The sequence below is a fragment of the Longimicrobium terrae genome (genome assembly GCF_014202995.1).
Classification (GTDB): domain Bacteria; phylum Gemmatimonadota; class Gemmatimonadetes; order Longimicrobiales; family Longimicrobiaceae; genus Longimicrobium; species Longimicrobium terrae.
The window spans coordinates 65,476-83,374 of record NZ_JACHIA010000015.1 but is presented as its reverse complement, the minus strand read 5'-3'; the positions used below and the strand labels follow the sequence as shown (position 1 = coordinate 83,374).

Below are 17,899 nucleotides of genomic sequence, written 5' to 3'. Positions count from 1 at the left end.
GACCTGGCTCTTCGACCAGGTGGCAGGTGGTGCGGACTTCTCAGGAACCGTATTCCATGCGCGCGCGTGTCGCCGACGCGATCAAGACGATCGCGAATGGATTACAGACGCCGCGCGATTCGGGGTCCGGCACGACGGCTCTACATTCCAGCCGAGTCGAATGACGGCATCGCCGCCGATCCGCATGCCCGCTCGCGGCGCGCGGCACCACACCCCGGAACGCAAAGGTCACATGATGAAAACCGTGCTCATCACCGGATGCTCGTCTGGCTACGGCCTCGAGACCGCGCACTACTTTCACGCGCAGGGCTGGAACGTGATCGCCACCATGCGCACCCCGCGCCCGGACCTTTTCCCCGCGTCGGACCGGCTTCGCGTGCTGGCGCTGGACGTGACGGACCCGGCGAGCATCGCGGCCGCCGTCCAGGCGAGCGGGCCCATCGACGTGCTCGTCAACAACGCGGGGATCGGGCTTCTGGGCGCGTTCGAGGCCACGCCGCTCAGCACCATCCGCGAGGTCTTTGAGACCAACACCTTCGGCGTGATGGCGATGACGCAGGCGGTGCTGCCGCAGTTCCGCGAGCGGCGGGCGGGCGTGGTGGTGAACGTGACCTCCACCGTGGCGCTGGCGCCCATGCCGCTGGTGGCCGTCTACACCGCGAGCAAGACGGCCACCGAGGGCTTTACGGCGTCGCTGGCGCACGAACTGGAGGACTTCAACATCCGCGTGAAGCTGGTTCAGCCGGGGTACGGCCCCGGCACCGGGTTCGCCAGCAACGGCGCCGCCCGCATGGCCGGGCTCATCCCGCCGCCGTACGAGCCTTTCGCGCAGCGCGTCATGGCCGCGTTCGCCCAGCCCGGCGCGGTCACGACGCCGCGCGACGTGGCCGAAGTGGTGTTCCGCGCCGCGACCGATTCGTCCGGCCAGCTCCGCTTTCCCGCCGGCCCCGACGCGGTGGCGCTGGCGCAGGCCTCGTGAACCGCGTCCCCGGGGCCGCGCCCATGCTTCCGCCCGGGCCGCGTCGGGCGGAGGACGTGCCGGACGGCATCGTGACCCGCGCCGCGACGGAAGCGCCGGATGCGCGGCGCCATCCACGCTCGCCGATCCGCACGCGCGAGGCGCTGCGCTTTCTGATCGAGGCCAGCCAGACGCTCGCCGGCACGCTGGACTACGAACGCGCGATGCAGACGCTGGCCGACCTGGCCGTTCCCCGCTTCGCCTGCATGTGCGGGGTCGACATCCTGCAGCCGGACGGCCGGGTGCGCACGCTGGGGCTGGCGCACGTGGATGCGGACCGCCGCCCGCTGCTGGAGCGGCTCGTGGCCGACACCCGCGGCCCCGCCGACCCGCCGCCGCTCGCGCTGGGGCTGGCGGGAGAGGAGCCGGTGCTGATTTCCCCCATCACCGACGACTGGCTGCGCGAAAACGCGGTGGACGACGAGGATCTGCAGAGCGTGCGGGAACTCGCGCCCACGTCGCTCATCTTTGTTCCCCTCGTGGCGCGGGGCGCGCGGCTGGGCGTGCTGGTGCTGGGCTCCACCCGCACCGACCGGCACTACCAGGCCGCCGACCTGGAACTTGCGCGGGAGCTTGGCCGCATCGCCTCCATCGCCATCGACAACGCGCGGCTGTACCGTGCCGCGCGCGAGGCGGTGCAGGCGCGCGACGAGGTGCTGCGCGTGGTGTCGCACGATCTGCGCAACCCGCTCAGCACCATCGGGATGGGCGCGTCGTACCTGCTGGACGAAGCACCGCGGGAGCTTCGCGACGGCGTGTTCGGGCGCACGCTGGGCACCATCGTGAACTCCACGCGCCGCGCCAACCGCATGATCGACGATCTGCTGGACGTGTCGCGGATCGAGGCGGGGCGGCTGTCCATCGAACGCGCCCCGGAGCCGGTGGAGCCCATCGTACGCGAGGTGATCGAGACGTACCGGTACGCGGCGGACGAGCGGGCCATCGAGCTCGCCTTTCACGTGGAAGACGGGCTGCCCCTGATCCTGGCCGACCGTGACCGCCTGCTTCAGGTGCTGGGAAACCTGCTCACCAACGCCGTCAAGTTTACCCCCGCGGGCGGCAGGGTGGAGGTTGGCGCATCGGCGGAGGGCGGCGAGGTGCGGTGGTGGGTGCGGGACAGCGGGCCCGGGCTGGCGCCGGAGCATCTGCCCCACCTGTTCGACCGGTTCTGGCAGGCGAACCGCTCCGACCGGCGCGGGCTGGGCCTGGGCCTCGCCATCGTCAAGGGACTGGTGGAGGCGCACGGCGGGCGGGTGTGGGTGGAGAGCGTTCCCGGCGGCGGGAGCCGCTTTCAGTTCACGGTCCCGGCCCATCCCCCTCGCACGGTGGATGAGCCGGCGCGGTGAGGAACCCTGCTTCCGGGGATGGGGCGCGTTGGACGCGGCTTGGTCAGGCGCGGGCCTGCGCGGTCAGCGGCGGTTCACGCGGTCTCCGCCGATGCCGATCTTGCGGGCTCCGCGCTTCACCAGTCCCCAGATGATGAACACCACCGCGGCCAGCAGCAGCAGGTGAAAGGCGAAGCCCACCACCTTGAACACGACGACCACGAGCAGCCAGAGCGCGACCAGCGCGATGCCGAGCCAGAGAAACGGGTGCATGTGCTTCCTTTTCGATGAGGGTTGCGCGGCGTCTCTGCAACCTCCCGGCCGCCCCGGAAGCGCACGCGGCCGGCCGGTGGTGTCGTTGATGCAGTGTCCGGCGAGCGGAACGGGGCGGCGACGGATGGCCGTCCCGCGAATCACGATCCACATCGAAAAGGAACGCAGATGCCGGTCAGCAAAGTTCTCTACACGGCCTCAGCCACCGCCACGGGCGGGCGCGACGGCCGCGCGACCTCGTCCGACAACGCGCTGGACGTGAAGCTCGCGACGCCTCGCGAGTTGGGCGGCGCGGGCGGCGAAGGCACCAATCCCGAGCAGCTCTTCGCGGCCGGATACGCGTCGTGCTTCCTGAGCGCGCTTACAATTGTGGCCGCGCACGCCAAAACGCCGCTCCCCGCCGGCACCAGCCTGGAAGCGCGCGTGGGCATCGGCCCCGAGGGCAGCGCATTCGGCCTGCAGGTTGAACTGCGGATCACCGCGCCGGGGATGGAGCGCGCGCAGACGGAGGAACTGGTGCAGAAGGCGCACGCGGTCTGCCCCTACTCCAACGCCACCCGCGGCAACATCGACGTCACGCTCACCGTCGTCTGACGGCACGCGGGAGTCGCGCCGGGGCTCAGGCCAGCGAGCACGGCGCGTCCACGTCGGCATCAGCACGATCGTTGTCTGGTCGATGTACGAACGGGGGACCGGCATGATGCCGGTCCCCCGTTCCTCATCCCGCGCGGCGCGACGGACGACCGGCGCCATGATGCATGCGCGATCACGGACCGTCGCGCCGCCTCATCGAACGTCAAAAAAACGGATCGAATGCGCCGGAATCAACGGCTGGATGCGGCCTTGTCGGGCGCGGGGTCCTGGGCGAGCGAGGTGACGGGGACCAGCGACACGTCGTACAGGCGCCAGTCCATCGCCTGGATCTCCCGCCCGGCCGCCTCCAGCCTGCGCGTCAGCCCCGCCTCTTCGCGCGGAACGATGAACGCCTCGCCGCTGAGCAGGTGCCCCTCCTCCCGCAGGCGCACATCGGCGTCGGCCACCCAGTCCAGCGCCAGCAGCGACTCGCGGATGCGGTCCGGCAGCGGGTCCGGCTCGCTTCCGCCCACCTCGGTCGGGCGCTCGTCCATCAGGTCGCGCACGCTCTGCGTCAGGTTCTTCCATCCATCGCGCAGCACGTCCAGTGAAATGAGCGCCGCGGCCAGCGCATCCGCCCACCACCATCCCAGCCCGATCCCCAGCACGCCGGCGATGGCCGCCAGCCCCGTCATCCAGTCGGCCTTGTTCATGGCCGCGTCCGCGTGCAGCGCCTTGTCGTGCAGCCGCTCCGCCAGGGGAAGCTTCATCCGTCCCAGGATGACGGGCGGAACCACGCTGTACAGCAGCGCGCCCATCATCAGCCACCCCAGCCACACCTGCCGGCCGAACACCACCGTGGTGCCGATGGTGGGGTGCTCGCGCGAGATCAGGCTGGTGCCCGCCTCAAACAGCAGCAGAACGCCAAAGAAGGCCAGCGCCACGGACGCGCACAGAAACGCGATCGCGATGGTGCGGTGAAATCCGTAGGGAAAGCGTTCCGTGGGCCTGCGTCCCTGGTAGCGCGAGGCCACCAGGAACGCGATGGGCGGCACCAGGCTGAGGATGTCCTCAATCCAGGCGGTGCGCATGGCCTGCGACGCGCCCATGGTCAGGTACATCACGAAGATGATGGAAGCCATCCACGCGAGCGTCGCCCACTCCAGCCGGCGGGCGCGGTTCATGTCGCGCTCGCGGGACTCCGGCGGATCGAACCCGTCGCGCGCCCTCACGGCCGCTCCCGCCGCAGCATGGCCGGCACCTCGTCCTCGTGCGCGCGCAGAAACCGCTCGACGGTGACCAGCCAGGCGTTCTCTCCCGGCGGCGCGGCGATGACGCGCGCTTCGGTGGAAAGCACGATGTCCGTACGCTGGCGGCCGGCCTGCTCCAGCCGCCACACCGGCGCGGCCACCAGCCCGGGAAAGCGCTCCAGCGCGTCCGCCGGGATGGGGATCGCGCCCTTGGACGCCAGATCGGCGGCTCCCGTCCGCGAGCGCTCCACACCCACGCGCACGCCGCGCAGATCCGCCCGCGCGGCGCCGTCCGGTGCCGCGCCCACGGCGACGGTGTCGGTGTAGTACGGGCGCGAGAAGCCCAGCTTCACGCCGCGCGGGTCCGTGGCCGCAAGCCCGCCCACCACCAGATCCAGCCGGTGCTCCTCCAGCGAGGCCAGCAGTTCGGTTTCGCTGCCGGCCACCCACTCCACCCGGGCGCCCAGTTCCGCGGCCAGCTTTCGCACCAGCGCCGGCTCCACCCCGCCCGGTTCGCCGGGCGCGGGGAGCGCCGCCCACGGAGGATTGTGCGCCACGCCCACCCGCAGCGTTCCGTCGCGCACGCGGTCGCGCGTCCCCTGGGGATCGCGAGGCAGGTCACACCCGGCGGCCAGGATCAGCAGGGCCGCGATACAGGTTCTCGGTCGCATGCCGATCGAAGCAGGCAAACGCCGAACCAGTACGCATTCCGCCGCCCTCGGCCGGCAGACGGCGCGGGCGGACGCGGCGAACTACCCGCTCCGGACCGGCTTCCAGCGAGACCCTCGCGCGGCATCCATTTCCGCAGCGTGTGAACCGGCGGAGAGCCCTCCCCCGGACCGGGGAAGGGCTCTCCTCTCGATGCGCCGCGGGCGGACGCTACGCGGCGGAACCGGGCTTCAGCTCCACCTTGACCCATCCCGGGCGGCGCAGGTCGAACTGCCGGTACGCGTCGATGACGTCCGTCAGCGGCTCGCGCTTGGTCAGCACCTGCAGCGGATCGAACGCGCCGGAGGAAACCAGCTCCACCAGGTGCGGGATGTACTTGCGGTGATTGCAGTTGCCCATCTGCAGCGTGAGGTTGCGGTTCATCGCCTGTCCAATGGGAAACTGCTTCATCGTCTCGGGATACACGCCGATGATGGACAGCGTCCCCGCCTTGGCCAGCGAGTCCGTGGCCCACGTCAGCACCTGCGACGGCGCGTTCCCCGGCTTCCAGTTGTCGCCGTCCGGGTTCTGCTTGGGGGCGATCTCCTGCACCTGCTGCTCAAACTCCTCCGCCTGCTTCTTCGCCTCCTTTGCCGCCGGCCCGGACTGCGCCGTTTCGGCATCCACCCCCACCGCGTCGATCGCCCGGTCCGCGCCGATGCCGCGGGTGAGCTCCAGGATGGTTTCCACCGGGTGCTCGGCGTTGTAGTCGATCACCTCCGCGCCCTGCGCGCGTGCCATCTCCAGCCGGTCCGGGTGCGTGTCCACGGCCAGAATGCGCCCGGCGCCGAGCAGCTTGGCGCTGGCGATGGCGAACTGCCCCACCGGACCGCAGCCGTACACGACGACGGTGTCGCCCGGCTCGATCTCCGCGATGTCGGCGCCGAAGTAGCCGGTGGGAAAGATGTCGGAAATCATGATCGCCCGGTCGTCATCCACCCCGTCCGGCAGCTTGACGAGGCCGATGTTGGCGTACGGAATGCGCGCGTACTCCGCCTGCAGCCCGTGAAACGAGCCGCTCGCCTCCGGCCCGCCGAAGAACGCGGTGCCTGCGCGGCTGCCGCCCGGGTTGCTCTCGTCGCACTGGCTGTAGTAGCCGCCGCGGCAGTACGAGCACGCGCCGCAGGCGATGGTGGACGGCACCACCACCCGGTCGCCGCGCCGCAGGTTGCGCACGTTCTTTCCCACCTCTTCCACGATCCCCACCGCCTCGTGGCCCAGGATGGTGCCCGGCTTCATGGGCCCCACCGTGCCGCGCACGAAGTGCAGGTCCGTGCCGCAGATGGCGCTGGACGTGATGCGGATGATGGCGTCCGTGGGATCCTTGATCGCGGGATCCTTTACCTCGTCCAGCCGCACGTCGCCGATGCCGTGAAACACCACTGCCTTCATCGTATCCCCCTTCTCTCGCCAAGGAATCTGCGGACCGCGCGTCCGCCCTCCATCCATCCGGCTCCGGCCCGCGCCCGCCTCTGCCGGGCCGGGGACGCTGGCAACCTCCGGGCCGGTGCGCCCGCGGAGCGCGGCACCGGCGTTCAAAGGCCTGTACAACCCGCCCGGCACCCCGCTTGCCAGCACCCCCCGCCGTGATCGCCCGCGGCTTGCCCGGGCACGGACCGCCGCCCGCACGCCATCCGCCCATGAGCAGCCACTCGCTGGAACGCGTCGCCACCTTCGAGCACCAGGTCACCGGCGTCACCGTCTCCGAGACGGGGCGCATCTTCGTATGCTTTCCGCGCTGGTCGGAGGACGCGCCCGTTTCCGTCGCGGAACTCGTGGACGGCGAGCCGCGGCCGTACCCGGACGAGGAGTGGAACCGCTGGCGCAACGCGAACAAGAACGAGGTCTCGCCGGAGGACCACTGGGTGTGCGTGCAGAGCGTGGTGGCGGACGGGCGCGGCGGGCTGTGGGTGCTGGACCCCGCGGCGCCGGCGCAGTCGCAGGTGGTGCCCGGCGGGCCCAAGCTCGTCCGCATCGATCTCGGCTCCGACCGCGTGGCGCGCACGATCACACTTGATGAGGACGTGGCGCCGCAGGGCAGCTACCTGAACGACGTGCGCTTCAGCCCGGACGGGCGGCACGCGTACATCACCGAATCCGGCGCGCGCGGTGCCCTCATCGTGGTGGACCTGCGCAACGGCTCCGCGCGGCGCGTGCTGGACGGGCATCCCAGCACCCAGCTGGAAAAAAACGTCGTGGTGAAGGTGGATGGCGTGCCGCTGCGCCGCACGGACGGCCGCGGCGTGGAGTTCACGGCGGACGGCATAGCCCTGTCGCGCGACGGGCGGCATCTGTACTGGCAGGCGCTCACCGGCCGCACCCTCTACCGCATCGAGACCGCCGCGCTCGTCGACGAATCGCTGTCCGATGACGAACTCGGCGGCAGGGTCGAGCGCGTGGGCGAGAACGGCGTGAGCGACGGGCTGTGGATCGACGAGGAAGGGCGGATGTACATCAGCGCCCTCGAGGAGAACGCGATCAAGATCCGCGAAGGCGATGTCGTGCGCACGCTCCTCTCCGACGAGCGGCTGCGGTGGCCGGACACGTTTTCCGAAGGCCCGGATGGCGTCATCTACGTCACCGCCTCGCACATCATGGACATGCCCTGGTTCAAGGAGGGCAACCCGCTCGCCGTGCGCACCGAGCTGTTCCGCATCACGGGCCAGGGCTGACGCGCGCGGGACGCCATCCATCGACAGGAGAGAGAGGATGCAGATCACCGCGGCCGTGATGGAAAAGGCGGACGGTGCCCTCACCCGGCGCACCATCAAGCTGGAAGAGGTGGAGCTGGAAGGCCCGCGCGAGGACGAGGTGCTGGTGCGCATTCACAGCTGCGGCGTGTGCGGCACCGACCGCGGCTGCATCCACGGACTGGAGCCGTTTCCGACACCCGGCGTGCTGGGCCACGAGGGCGCGGGGATCGTGGAGGAGGTGGGATCGCGCGTCACCGGCGTGCGGCCCGGTGACCGGGTGATGATCGGCTTTCCGTACTGCGGCCGCTGCCGGTGGTGCCGCGGCGGCAACCCGCGCTACTGCGAGCAGGGCAAGGAGCTGATGTTCGGCGGATTCCGCCTGGACGGCTCCACGCCCATGAAGCGGGCAGGTGGCGAACCGCTGGCCGGCCGCTTCTTTCAGCAGTCCTCGTGGGCCACGCACGCCATCGCGCTGGAGCGGCAGCTGGCGAAAGTCCCTGATGGGTTGGACCTGGACCAGGCCGGCCCGTACGGCTGCTCCATCAGCACCGGCGCGGGGGCGGTACTCAACGAACTGCGGCCGCGGCCCGGCTCGTCCATCGCCATCTTCGGCGCGGGCAACGTGGGATTGGCCGCGGTGATGGCCGCACGTCTCACGGGAGCGACCACCATCATCGCCATCGACCGGGTGCCGGAGCGGCTGGCGCTGGCGCGGGAACTGGGCGCCACGCACACGCTGGAGCATGGCGCCGCCACCGTCGCCGAACTCAAGGAGCTCACGAAGGGCGCGCTGGACTACAGCATCGAGGCCACGGACGGCTCAAACCTGGTCGCCGAGGCGGTGGCGGCGCTCGGCATCCTGGGCGTCTGCGCGATGGTGGGCGGGGCGAAGATGACGGCGAGCGTCAAGGTGAATCACCCCGACGTGCTGCTGAACGGCAAGCGGATCATCGGCGTGCTGGGCGGCGGCGGGCACACGCCGGACTTTCTGGTGAGCCTGATGGAGCTGCAGCGCGACGGCCGTTTTCCGCTGGACAAGCTCATCCGCTTCTACGACTTCGCCGATGTCAACCAGGCCATCGACGACAGCGACAGCGGCCGGACGGTAAAGCCGGTGCTGCGGATGGCGGTGTAGCGCCTCCGCCTCGCCGGCGAAAATCCACCGCGATCAGACGGGCTCCCGGATCACCCCCATCCATCGCTCCCCGCGAGGACCCGGCACGATGGCGTGCGGCCCCGGTCCTCGCCGCCGCACCCGCCGCCGGGTTGCATCCTCCCGGGATGGAGGACCGCCATCACCACGACGGCTCTACGACTCTCCGCGCTCGAACGGCTGCGCGGCCGCGAACTTCGCGGTGTCGGTGACGAAGCCCCAGCACTGCCTGGCGTTGAAGATCACGGCGTCCTTGCAGTACGACGGGCTGGACGTGGCGCAGGCGTCGGAAAGCAGGACCGCGTTGTAGTCCCGGAAGTAGGCGTCCTCCATGGTGGTGCTGACGCACTGGTCGATGTTCACGCCGGCCAGGAACAGGGTGCTGATGCCCTGGGTGCGCAGTACCTGGTCCAGGTGGGTGCCGTAGAACCCGCTCATCCGCACCTTTTCCACCAGCACGTCGTCCTCGTGCATCATCTCCGCGAGTTCATCCACCATCCGCGCGCCCCATGAGCGCTCCGTGAGCACGGGCCCGTGCTCCAGTTCCTCACCGATCCCCTTCTGCCCGGGGTCGTGCTTGAACGAGTACAGGGTGGGTGCGCCCAGGTTGCGCAGGTCCGGGCGGTTGTGCCAGAACACCCAGATCACCCACATCCCGTAGCCGCGCGCCGCCTCCACCGCCCGGCGCACCCCGGGAATCGCCTCGCGGCACGCCTTGTAGTCCAGCCCCGATGCGTCCGTCCACCCGCCGGGCGCGCAGAAGTCGTTCTGCATGTCGATGACGACGAGGGCGCCGCGAGCGGGATCATCCACGACCGGCTTCAGTTCCGCGTCCCACCGCAGCAGCCCCCCGCCCGCGTGGTGCGGGGCGAGATGAACGTAGTCATCGTGAAGGTGCCAGCGGTCGTACTGGCGGCGAGCTGAATGCCGCCGTCCGCGGCGCGGCTGTAGATCTCCGTCCTGTCTGGGGACGCCATCGCAAAGCTCCTTGCCGCCTTCAATCGAGGGACGCGCACGTGGGGATGGGGCCGGCCGCGCACGGGAGATTTCCGGGTGCACCGGCACCATCTCCGCGGGCCGGAGCACACTGCTTTCATGCGGCGCGCTGGCGGACGGCCCGCCAGGTACGGGCCGGAACCATCCGGAATCGGGCCGGCGCGCCGTCGCAAGCCGGGGGCCGCGTGAGGCACAGCGTTCCGACGGTCCGGACCTCGTCCTCCTTGGGACGCGCAACGGACAAACCGCGAGAGGCCCGGCCCGGAATGGTTCCGGGCCGGGCCTCTCGCATGTCATCGTCCGTGGTGGTGCAGAACGAAACGGAAGCTGGGCCTCACGCCACCGCTGAAGGTCGGATACCGATCCGAGAAAGTTCGTGCCGGCCGATGGTGCGGGAGCAAATGAATTTCCGCAACAACGGCGGAAAATTCCCCGAACAGACTTCACCTGCAACAGCAGAAAGCCGGTACGAATTCCTGAGATTCCCCGCCTGACTGGCATGCGGAAACGCTCAATCCGCGGCGGAAAATACCCCGAGAGCGGTGTTGCATGCCGCTCCCGCGCAGCGAACCATCACAAGGCGTACGCGGTAGACGCCCGGAATCCCGGCGCGGACCTCGATGAGGGGATCGGGGCCGGCCTCCACATCGCGAACCAGTTCACGTCCGCCCGGATCGAAGAGCCGCAGATCGATGTCCGAGCAGCGCTCCCCGCACACGCCGTGGATCGCGTACCGGCGCCCGGGCACGAGCCTGACGCGGTACTCGGCGGCGCCATCCTCGCCAAGCGTTGCGGTCCGGGGCGCACCCGCGGCCCACATGCCGCCCCGGCCGTGATACGTGAGCGATTCCGCCAGCCGGTATCGTGCCTCGGCGGACCAGCCGGCCTGCGCCGCGGCCATCCGGTGGCGCGCCACGCCGGCCCCCCGCGGCTGCACGGCCGTCCGCGCAATGAACAGGACACTGCAGGTGAAGAGGGCCGCCCGCACCCGGCGGATCATCGAGGAACTCATCGCACGGCGTCACTTGAGGAGGGGCCGGACAAGGCGGCGCGTCCCGGGCGGCGGAGCGGCGAGCGACTTTCCCGCGGAGCGGAAGGGGGCTTGGGACGCGTGTGCGGATGGCGGATACGGGACCTCCCCCGCGGAGCGCCCGCACCGCGCAAGGCCGCGATCCGCCCCGCCACGCCCGGTGTTCCATCCTCCGCGGACGTCTTCGGGGCGATCACAGACCGGTGACGGTGGGACAGACCGGCCCGGCCGGCGGTACCGGCCGGGCCGTCCGTGATCAGGCGCAGATGACCGCGGCGCCGCGGGCCGCCCGGGCCCGGCACCATTCGGCCACACCGTCGCGCGCCTGCGCCCGGCCCGCACCCGCCGCGCGCGAAGCCGCCGGAGTGGACCCGGGGTTCGCGACCCGCACCGGCACGGCCGAGTTGGTGGACTGGCCGTCCCCGAGCTGGCCGGAGAAGCCCTGGCCCCAGCAGTACGCCGCGCCATCCACGCGCCGCGCGCAGCTGTGGTCGGCGCCCGGGTCCATCTGCCCGAAGCCCTGGCTGGCCGTCACGGCCACCGGAGCCGCGGTGAAGCCGCTCGCGGTGCCGTTGCCCAGCTTGCCGCCGTTGGCGTCGCCCCAGCAGTACGCGCCGGACAGGAAGGTGGAGCCGCAGCTGTGGAACCAGCCCGTTTCCACGCTGGCGTAGCGGCGCGTGCTCAGCACGGCGGTGGGCAGCGGCCGGGGAACGGTGGTGCCATCGCCCAGCTGGCCGTTGGAGTTGTCGCCCCAGCAGTACGCCTGCGCCGCCGTGGACACGGCGCACGTGTGGCCCAGCCCGGAGCCAGCCACCGCCGTGAAGCGCACGCCACCCGCGACGCGCACCGGCACCGTGGACGGGGCGCCCGCCGCACCCGTGCCCAGCTGGCCGTAGCTGTTGTCGCCCCAGCACCAGGCCGCTCCGGCCGCGCCGACGGCACAGGTGTGCGCGGCGCCGTCGCCGCTGCGCACGGACCGGAACACGGCGCCGGCCGGCGCCTGCACGCGAACGGGGACGGAGCTGCCGTTCAGCGTGCCGTCACCCAGCTGGCCGGCGGAGTTGTCGCCCCAGCAGTAAGTGGCCCGGTCGGTGGCGAGCCCGCAGCCGTGGACGGCGCCCGTGGTCACCGAAACGAACCGCACACCCGCCGGCCGCCGCACGCGCACCGGCGAGGCCGAACCGGACGTCGTGCCGTCGCCCAGCTGGCCGGCGGAGTTGTCGCCCCAGCAGTACACCTCGCCCGCCGCCGTCAGCGCGCACGCATGCGCGGCGCCCGTGCTGGCCGCCAGCGCCGCCGGCACGCCGGCCACCCGGGCGGGCACCGCGCGGGCGTCGAAGTCCCCGGTGCCCAGCTGCCCGGAGCCGTTCTCGCCCCAGCAGTACGCGGCGCCGTCCAGGGTGGTGCCGCAGGTAAAGCCCAGCCCCGCGCTCACGCTGAGGAACGCGCGCGCAAGGCCGGAGCCCGCGCCGTTCGCATCCACGCCGGCGGCCGCGTCCCGCGGCTCGGGCGCGAGCGCCGAGTCCGAGCACGCGCCCAGCGCCGCCGCCAGCGCGAGCGCAGGAATCACGCGTACAGTCCACTGCTTCATCATGGTGCTCTCCGGTACCAGGGGGGGTGGAACAGGGAAACAATCTCCCCGAAGGAGGATGCCGGGGCCCGGGGCCGTCCCGCTCCATCACGCGGCATCCGGCACAAGAACAACCCGCCAGCCGGCCCTCCCTGACAGCTCTGCTCCGGATTCCGGTACCAATCCCGTCCCGATCTTCACCGGCCCTGGGGAGCTTCCGCGCCGCAACCTCGCGCCGGGCGGCGGCCCCGTCCTGGTCATCCCGCACCGCATCGTCGCGGAAAGACCCCGCCTGCCGGACACCTGTGCCGGACCGCTACAAGATCGTTGCACGCCTTGCCCTTCCTCCGTGCACTTCACGCCTACAATCAGAGAAGCTCACGATTACCGGCCCGGTGGCGAGGAAGACCGCCACGGAGCCGCGCGGACGCCCCGACACGAGAGGAACGGATGTCCGATCTTTGCGCCGGAAGCGGAGTGCCCGAAGCAGGCTGGCCGGCCCCGTCCGCCGAAGCGGACCAGCGGTGGTTTCAGACGGTCTTTCAGGAGCACTACGCCGGTCTGTGCACATACGTGGACCGGCTGGTGGGGTCGCCCGCGGCGTCGGAGGACGTGGTGCAGGACCTGTTCGTCGCCGTGTGGGAGCGGCGCGCGGAGTGGCGCGCCCGCGGAAAGACGCTCGCTCCCGTGCTGTACATCTCCGCACGCAACCGGGCGTTCAACGCGCTCAAGCGGAGGCGGGTGGAGGACCGGTCGCAGCTCCTGCTGGGCGTAGACGACCGCGCTCCCGGCGATACGGACGACGTGCTGCGCTCGGGTGAACTCAAGCTGGCCATCGACCGCGCCGTGGACGCGCTGCCCGAGCAGTGCCGGCGCATCTTCATGCTCAGCCGGCGCGACGGGCTTACATACACGCAGATCGCCAGCACGCTGGGGCTCTCCGTAAAGACGGTGGAAACGCAGATGGGGCGTGCCCTCAAGGCCATGCGTGCGCGCCTGAGCGTGCACATGACGACGCTGGCCGCCCTGTTCATCCTCCGCGTCCTGGGCTGATCCATCCGGCGGTCGCCGGGCCACCATCCATCCGCGCGACGCGTTCGGTCACGTGCCGGGTGCGCCGCCGGCCCATGGAGCGGGTGATCCAAAGGGAAACGCGTCGCGGCGGTTCCTCCCGCCTGCAGCGCACCCCGCCGTCCGCCTCCGCCTGTCCACCAGAGACACCGCCGCGGCGGATACCGGGTCCCGCGACGGCCAGGCCGGTTGCTGCCCCGGATCTCCGTCCCGCCACGCGATGCGCCCGCAGTGACCGCTGCGCAGGCGCTCCCCGCGACGGCCGCTCCCCGCGGGACTGACTCCGCACCGCGCGTCCAGCCACCCTGGGAGCCGGCGGCCTTCCCCCGATCCGGACCCGGACGGCGATGCCACACGCCTCGTCCGCCAATGCGCATTCCCGCACGCGGAGCCCCGGTCCCGAACAGCGTCGCCCCTCCCACAGCCCCCGACAGATCTGCGGAACCGCTCTCGCCTGATTGCGATCCTTCGCGTGCCACACTCACCCACCCTGCTGGCCAAACCGGATCCGCACGAGAAAACCGGCGCCCCGAATACACGGAGCGCCGGTTCTTCCGTTCAGGCAGGGACGGTTCAGCGGCAGCTGGGCAGGCGCCCGCGCGTCCGCCCGGCGATCCGGCCGCACACGGCCGGCCGCGGATGCGCACGGGCCGCCGAACGCGCGCGCGTCGGGGCGGCATGCGCGGCGGCGGCGCGCCGGAGCGCGGGGGCCACCGGAGATGACACGCGCACGGGCTGCAGCGAGGCGCCGCTGGTGAACCCCGTGCCGAGCTCGCCCGCGCTGTTGCGGCCCCAGCAGTACCCCTCGTTGTCCGTGCCCAGCGCGCAGCTGTGCTCGTACCCCGCGTCCACCGACTGAAAGCGGATCTCGCCGGAGCGCACCTCCACCGGCACCGGCGAGTCGGCCTCGTCGCCGCTGCCCAGGCGTCCCGAACCGTTGGCGCCCCAGCAGAAGGCGCGGCCGTCCTCCGCCGTCACGGCGCAGGTGTGGTAGAGCCCGCCAGACACCTGCCGGAAGCGCCCCGGGCCGGAGACCGCGACCGGCGACGCGCTCATCTCCGTGCTGCCGTTGCCCAGCTGGCCGTAGCTGTTGTCGCCCCAGCACGCCGTCGTGCCCGAAGCCCGCACCGCGCAGGTGTGCAGAAAGCCCGCGCCCAGCTGGGTGAACGGCGCCCCCGCCGACTCCACCGCCACCGCGCCCGCCACCGCGTCCACCGTGCCGGTGCCCAGCTGGCCCGTGCTGTTGTCGCCCCAGCACCACGCCGCGCCCTCGGCGGTCAGCGCGCAGGCGTGGACCGCTCCCACGGACAGGCTGGAGAAAACCGCTCCCGGCGCCGCCACCCGTACCGGCTGGGGCGAGGGATCGCCCGGCCCGGCCTCGGCCCCAAGCTGGCCGGCGGAGTTGTCGCCCCAGCACCACACGCCGCCGTCCTCCGCAAGCGCGCAGGTGTGCACGATCCCGACGCCGACCGAGGTGAAGCGGACGCCCGCGGGAGCCGCTACCCGCACCGGCTCCGGCCGGGGATCCTGCGTGCCGTCGCCCAGCTGCCCGACGGAGTTGTCGCCCCAGCACCACACGCCGCCCGCCGCCACCGCGCAGGTGTGGATCTCGCCCAGCGCCAGGTCCTCCACCGCCACGCCGGCCAGCGCGCGGAGCGCCGCGGGGATGGAAAGCGACGGTTCCGCGCCGCCGGTGCCCAGCTGCCCCGCCGCGTTGTCGCCCCAGCAGTGCGCCGCGCCGGGCAGGGTGGTTCCGCAGCTGTAGTACGCGCCCGCGCGCACCACGCGGAACGATCCCGGGGCGATGAACCGGCGGACGGTGATGGCCACCGTGTCGGCCCGCGAGCCCACCCGGGCAATCACCCGTCCCACCCCCGCCGCGCGCGCCGTCACCACGGCGGCAAGCCCGCTCGGGCTCACGTCCAGCACCGCGGTGTCGGGCGTGCTGAACGACACAGCCGGAAGTCCCCCGCCCGTCAGGTTGTATGCATTCCCGAACCGGTCGGCCACCCGCTCCAGCGACACCCGCTGCGTTTCCCCCGCGACCATCGTGTCCGCGTCGGCGCGCAGGTCCACGGATCCCACCACCGTGTCCGGGGCCACGTCCACCTCCAGGGTGTCGGCCATCCCCGTCCCCATCACCTCCACGTAGATGCGCTGGCGCCCCGCGACATTTCCGGGGGTCCAGGTGGCCTCCAGAAAGCCGTTGCCGTTGGTGCGCTCCCGGTCCGGCTGCACGGTGCCGCTTGCCTCGCCCGCCGCCCACCGCACCTCCACCGACCCCACGCCGAGCCCGCCCTGGTCGGAGGCGAACAGCTCCAGGCGCAGCGGCTGGGCCACGTGAAACGTTCTGCCGAACTCGGCCTCGTTGAGCTGAACCAGCACCCGCCGCGCGCCCGGAGCCTCGTCCGTGAGCAGGTCGCCGCAGGCGGAAAGCGCCGCGAGCGGCACCCCCGCCAGCACGAGGGCAGAGAGCCGGCGTATGGACTTCATGGTCATTGCGTGGATGGAAAGTCGGAGTGAGGAGCGGGACCGGCGCCGCCCCGGCCGCGGGCGCGTGGCCGCGAACAACGCAGAGTGAACAACCCTCATCGCCCTTCACCCCTACAGCTCCGCCCCCGTACCCTCGCCGGGCGGACGAACTGTTACGCGGTCTCGCGGTTCCGTGATGACGCGGGTCCGGCGCCCGGGGGGGATGACAGAAGCCGCCGCGGACATGCGTCCGCGACGGCCGGGGTCCCGCTGGCCGGGCGCGGCGGGGAGCCGCGCCCGGCGGATGGGGTCAGTAGGCCCAGGTGGTCCAGCCCGTGTACCAGGTCGGCGACACGCCGCTGCTGGTGGTCTGCGGCACGGCGCCGCGGAAGGTGGTGGTCACCAGGCCCGTCTTGGAGCCCGTGTAGCCGCCCGAGCGCGAGCGCGAGGTGGCCGTGGGGCGGAAGTCGCGCGAGGTGCTGCGGGCCCAGGGGTTCACCAGCTGCGGGTCCGCCTGCTCGATGTTGTTCACCGCGCTGTTGCCCACGGTGTAGCCGGCCTTGGCGTAGAAGATGGAATTGGTGACCGAATCCGTGGTGATGGTGGCGTTGGACCCGGTGCCGTCGAAGGCCGCGTCAAAGCCCAGCACGATGGCGTTGCGCACCCGGCTCGCCACGTTGCGGCGCAGCTGGATGCCGATGTTGCCGGCATCCACCGAGGTGCTGTCGGCCACGCTCGCGTCGCGCCCCACCAGGGTGATGTTCCAGATGTCGGCGTCCGTCACCGGCGAGCCCGTGCTGCCGGCGTCGTCGTTGTCCGCCTCGATGCCCTTGTCGCCCACGGCGGCGCCCTGCTGCACGATCACGAACTGGGCGTTGCCCACCCAGCCGAACGAGTAGTCGAACGAGTCGTCCTCAGCGCCGGTCACCACCGCGTAGCGGATGCTGGCCGTGCCGCCGAAGAACTCGATGCCGTCGTCCGAGCCGCGGTGCACCTGGATGTACTCGAGCGTGGTGCCGCTGCCCACGCCGTACAGCGACAGGCCGTTCAGCTCGTTGTTGGTCACCAGCTGGTAGCCGGCGTACTCGATGCGGACGTAGCGGAGCGTGCCGCTGTTGTCGTTGGCCACGCTGCCGCCGTACGCCACGCTGCCGGGAATGCCTTCCACGGTCGCGGTGGCGTCGTTGGTCGGCGCGTTGCCGATCAGCACGATGCCGCCCCAGGCGCCCGGGGTGGTGGAGCCGCCCGTGGGAGTGAAGACGATGGGCACCGTGGCGCTGCCCTCGGCGTAGATCCGCGCGCCCTGGTGAACGACCAGCGCGGAGGGAGCGACGCTGGCGTCGCCGTAGATGGTGACGCGGCCATCGCCGTTGTTGTCCGCCGGGCGCACGCGGAGCGTGCAGCCGTTCGGGATGTTCACCTGGCCGCTGATGGTGTCGTTGTCCGCCAGGAAGATCGTGTCGGCGGCCGACGCGCAGCTCTGCGAACCGGACAGCTTCACCGCCTGCAGGGTGATGCCGCTCGCCTTGATCAGGTCGCGGCTGGCGACCGGGGCGCTCGGGGTGTCGCAGGCGGCCGTGGCGCCGGCGGCCACGGCAAGCGCCGCCAGAATGCGGATGTGCTTCATGGGAGTTCGTCCTCTCGGGAAAGGGATGGGTCGTGGGGCTCGGGTGCCGGCCGGGCACCCCCGCCCCCGCCGTGGCCTCCGTCCGGACGGAGACCCCGGCTGCGTGCGCCGCCATGGGGCGGCGCGCCGCGTCAGACGAT

15 protein-coding genes are annotated in these 17,899 nt (G+C 71.6%); 6 read left to right on the top strand and 9 right to left on the bottom strand.

Annotation, left to right across the window (positions count from 1 at the left end; all coding sequences use genetic code 11):
* Positions 1-235: 235 nt before the first annotated feature.
* Together HNQ61_RS20095 and HNQ61_RS20090 are read left to right on the top strand one after the other, a co-directional pair.
* The gene (locus HNQ61_RS20095) at positions 236-979 is read left to right on the top strand and encodes an SDR family oxidoreductase (protein ID WP_170040409.1); all 744 of its coding nucleotides are present in this window, start codon (positions 236-238) and stop codon (positions 977-979) included.
* Positions 976-2,364, top strand: a complete 1,389-nt coding sequence (locus HNQ61_RS20090) for an ATP-binding protein (RefSeq protein ID WP_170038297.1) — start codon at positions 976-978, stop codon at positions 2,362-2,364. Before HNQ61_RS20095 ends, HNQ61_RS20090 begins: the two co-directional genes overlap by 4 nt.
* 63 nt (positions 2,365-2,427) lie before the next feature.
* Here the strand turns inward: HNQ61_RS20090 and HNQ61_RS20085 are convergent, their stop codons facing one another.
* Entirely contained in the window at positions 2,428-2,616 is a 189-nt protein-coding gene (locus HNQ61_RS20085; RefSeq protein ID WP_170038298.1) for a hypothetical protein, read from the bottom strand.
* A gap of 168 nt (positions 2,617-2,784) precedes the next feature.
* Here HNQ61_RS20085 and HNQ61_RS20080 point away from each other — a divergent pair, with 168 nt between their 5' ends.
* Complete coding sequence (locus HNQ61_RS20080) at positions 2,785-3,210, top strand: organic hydroperoxide resistance protein (RefSeq protein WP_170038300.1); 426 nt, start codon at positions 2,785-2,787, stop codon at positions 3,208-3,210.
* A 230-nt stretch (positions 3,211-3,440) separates the two neighbouring features.
* On the opposite strand, the gene HNQ61_RS20075 is transcribed toward HNQ61_RS20080, so the two are convergent.
* From HNQ61_RS20075 to HNQ61_RS20065, 3 genes are all read right to left on the bottom strand, one after another.
* Positions 3,441-4,421 (bottom strand): cation diffusion facilitator family transporter, encoded by a 981-nt coding sequence (locus HNQ61_RS20075; RefSeq protein WP_205761999.1) that lies wholly within the window; start codon positions 4,419-4,421, stop codon positions 3,441-3,443.
* Positions 4,418-5,110 (bottom strand): transporter substrate-binding domain-containing protein, encoded by a 693-nt coding sequence (locus tag HNQ61_RS20070; protein WP_170038302.1) that lies wholly within the window; start codon positions 5,108-5,110, stop codon positions 4,418-4,420. Before HNQ61_RS20070 ends, HNQ61_RS20075 begins: the two co-directional genes overlap by 4 nt.
* Positions 5,111-5,318: 208 nt before the next feature.
* Positions 5,319-6,539: a zinc-dependent alcohol dehydrogenase gene (locus HNQ61_RS20065; protein WP_170038304.1), complete on the bottom strand. Its 1,221-nt coding sequence runs from the start codon at positions 6,537-6,539 to the stop codon at positions 5,319-5,321.
* A gap of 248 nt (positions 6,540-6,787) precedes the next feature.
* On the opposite strand from HNQ61_RS20065, the gene HNQ61_RS20060 reads away from it, so the two are divergent.
* Together HNQ61_RS20060 and HNQ61_RS20055 are read left to right on the top strand one after the other, a co-directional pair.
* On the top strand, positions 6,788-7,819 hold the full coding sequence (locus HNQ61_RS20060) for an L-dopachrome tautomerase-related protein (protein ID WP_170038306.1): 1,032 nt from the start codon (positions 6,788-6,790) through the stop codon (positions 7,817-7,819).
* A gap of 37 nt (positions 7,820-7,856) precedes the next feature.
* A complete protein-coding gene (locus HNQ61_RS20055) occupies positions 7,857-8,975 on the top strand; it encodes an NAD(P)-dependent alcohol dehydrogenase (RefSeq protein WP_170038308.1) in 1,119 nt (372 codons plus the stop codon).
* A gap of 174 nt (positions 8,976-9,149) precedes the next feature.
* On the opposite strand, the gene HNQ61_RS20050 is transcribed toward HNQ61_RS20055, so the two are convergent.
* From HNQ61_RS20050 to HNQ61_RS20040, 3 genes are all read right to left on the bottom strand, one after another.
* Positions 9,150-9,806 carry an isochorismatase family protein gene (locus HNQ61_RS20050; protein ID WP_205762001.1) on the bottom strand — a complete coding sequence of 219 codons (657 nt, stop codon included), beginning with the start codon at positions 9,804-9,806 and terminating at the stop codon, positions 9,150-9,152.
* Between the two features lie 694 nt (positions 9,807-10,500).
* On the bottom strand, positions 10,501-10,890 hold the full coding sequence (locus HNQ61_RS20045; RefSeq protein ID WP_170038310.1) for a hypothetical protein: 390 nt from the start codon (positions 10,888-10,890) through the stop codon (positions 10,501-10,503).
* A 385-nt stretch (positions 10,891-11,275) separates the two neighbouring features.
* Positions 11,276-12,610 carry an RCC1 domain-containing protein gene (locus HNQ61_RS20040; RefSeq protein WP_170038312.1) on the bottom strand — a complete coding sequence of 445 codons (1,335 nt, stop codon included), beginning with the start codon at positions 12,608-12,610 and terminating at the stop codon, positions 11,276-11,278.
* A 429-nt stretch (positions 12,611-13,039) separates the two neighbouring features.
* Here HNQ61_RS20040 and HNQ61_RS20035 point away from each other — a divergent pair, with 429 nt between their 5' ends.
* Positions 13,040-13,642 carry an RNA polymerase sigma-70 factor gene (locus HNQ61_RS20035; protein WP_170038314.1) on the top strand — a complete coding sequence of 201 codons (603 nt, stop codon included), beginning with the start codon at positions 13,040-13,042 and terminating at the stop codon, positions 13,640-13,642.
* 591 nt (positions 13,643-14,233) lie between these two features.
* Here the strand turns inward: HNQ61_RS20035 and HNQ61_RS20030 are convergent.
* Together HNQ61_RS20030 and HNQ61_RS20025 are read right to left on the bottom strand one after the other, a co-directional pair.
* Positions 14,234-16,153 carry an RCC1 domain-containing protein gene (locus HNQ61_RS20030; protein WP_170038316.1) on the bottom strand — a complete coding sequence of 640 codons (1,920 nt, stop codon included), beginning with the start codon at positions 16,151-16,153 and terminating at the stop codon, positions 14,234-14,236.
* Between the two features lie 289 nt (positions 16,154-16,442).
* Complete coding sequence (locus HNQ61_RS20025; RefSeq protein WP_170038318.1) at positions 16,443-17,759, bottom strand: hypothetical protein; 1,317 nt, start codon at positions 17,757-17,759, stop codon at positions 16,443-16,445.
* Between the last annotated feature and the right edge of the window lie 140 nt (positions 17,760-17,899).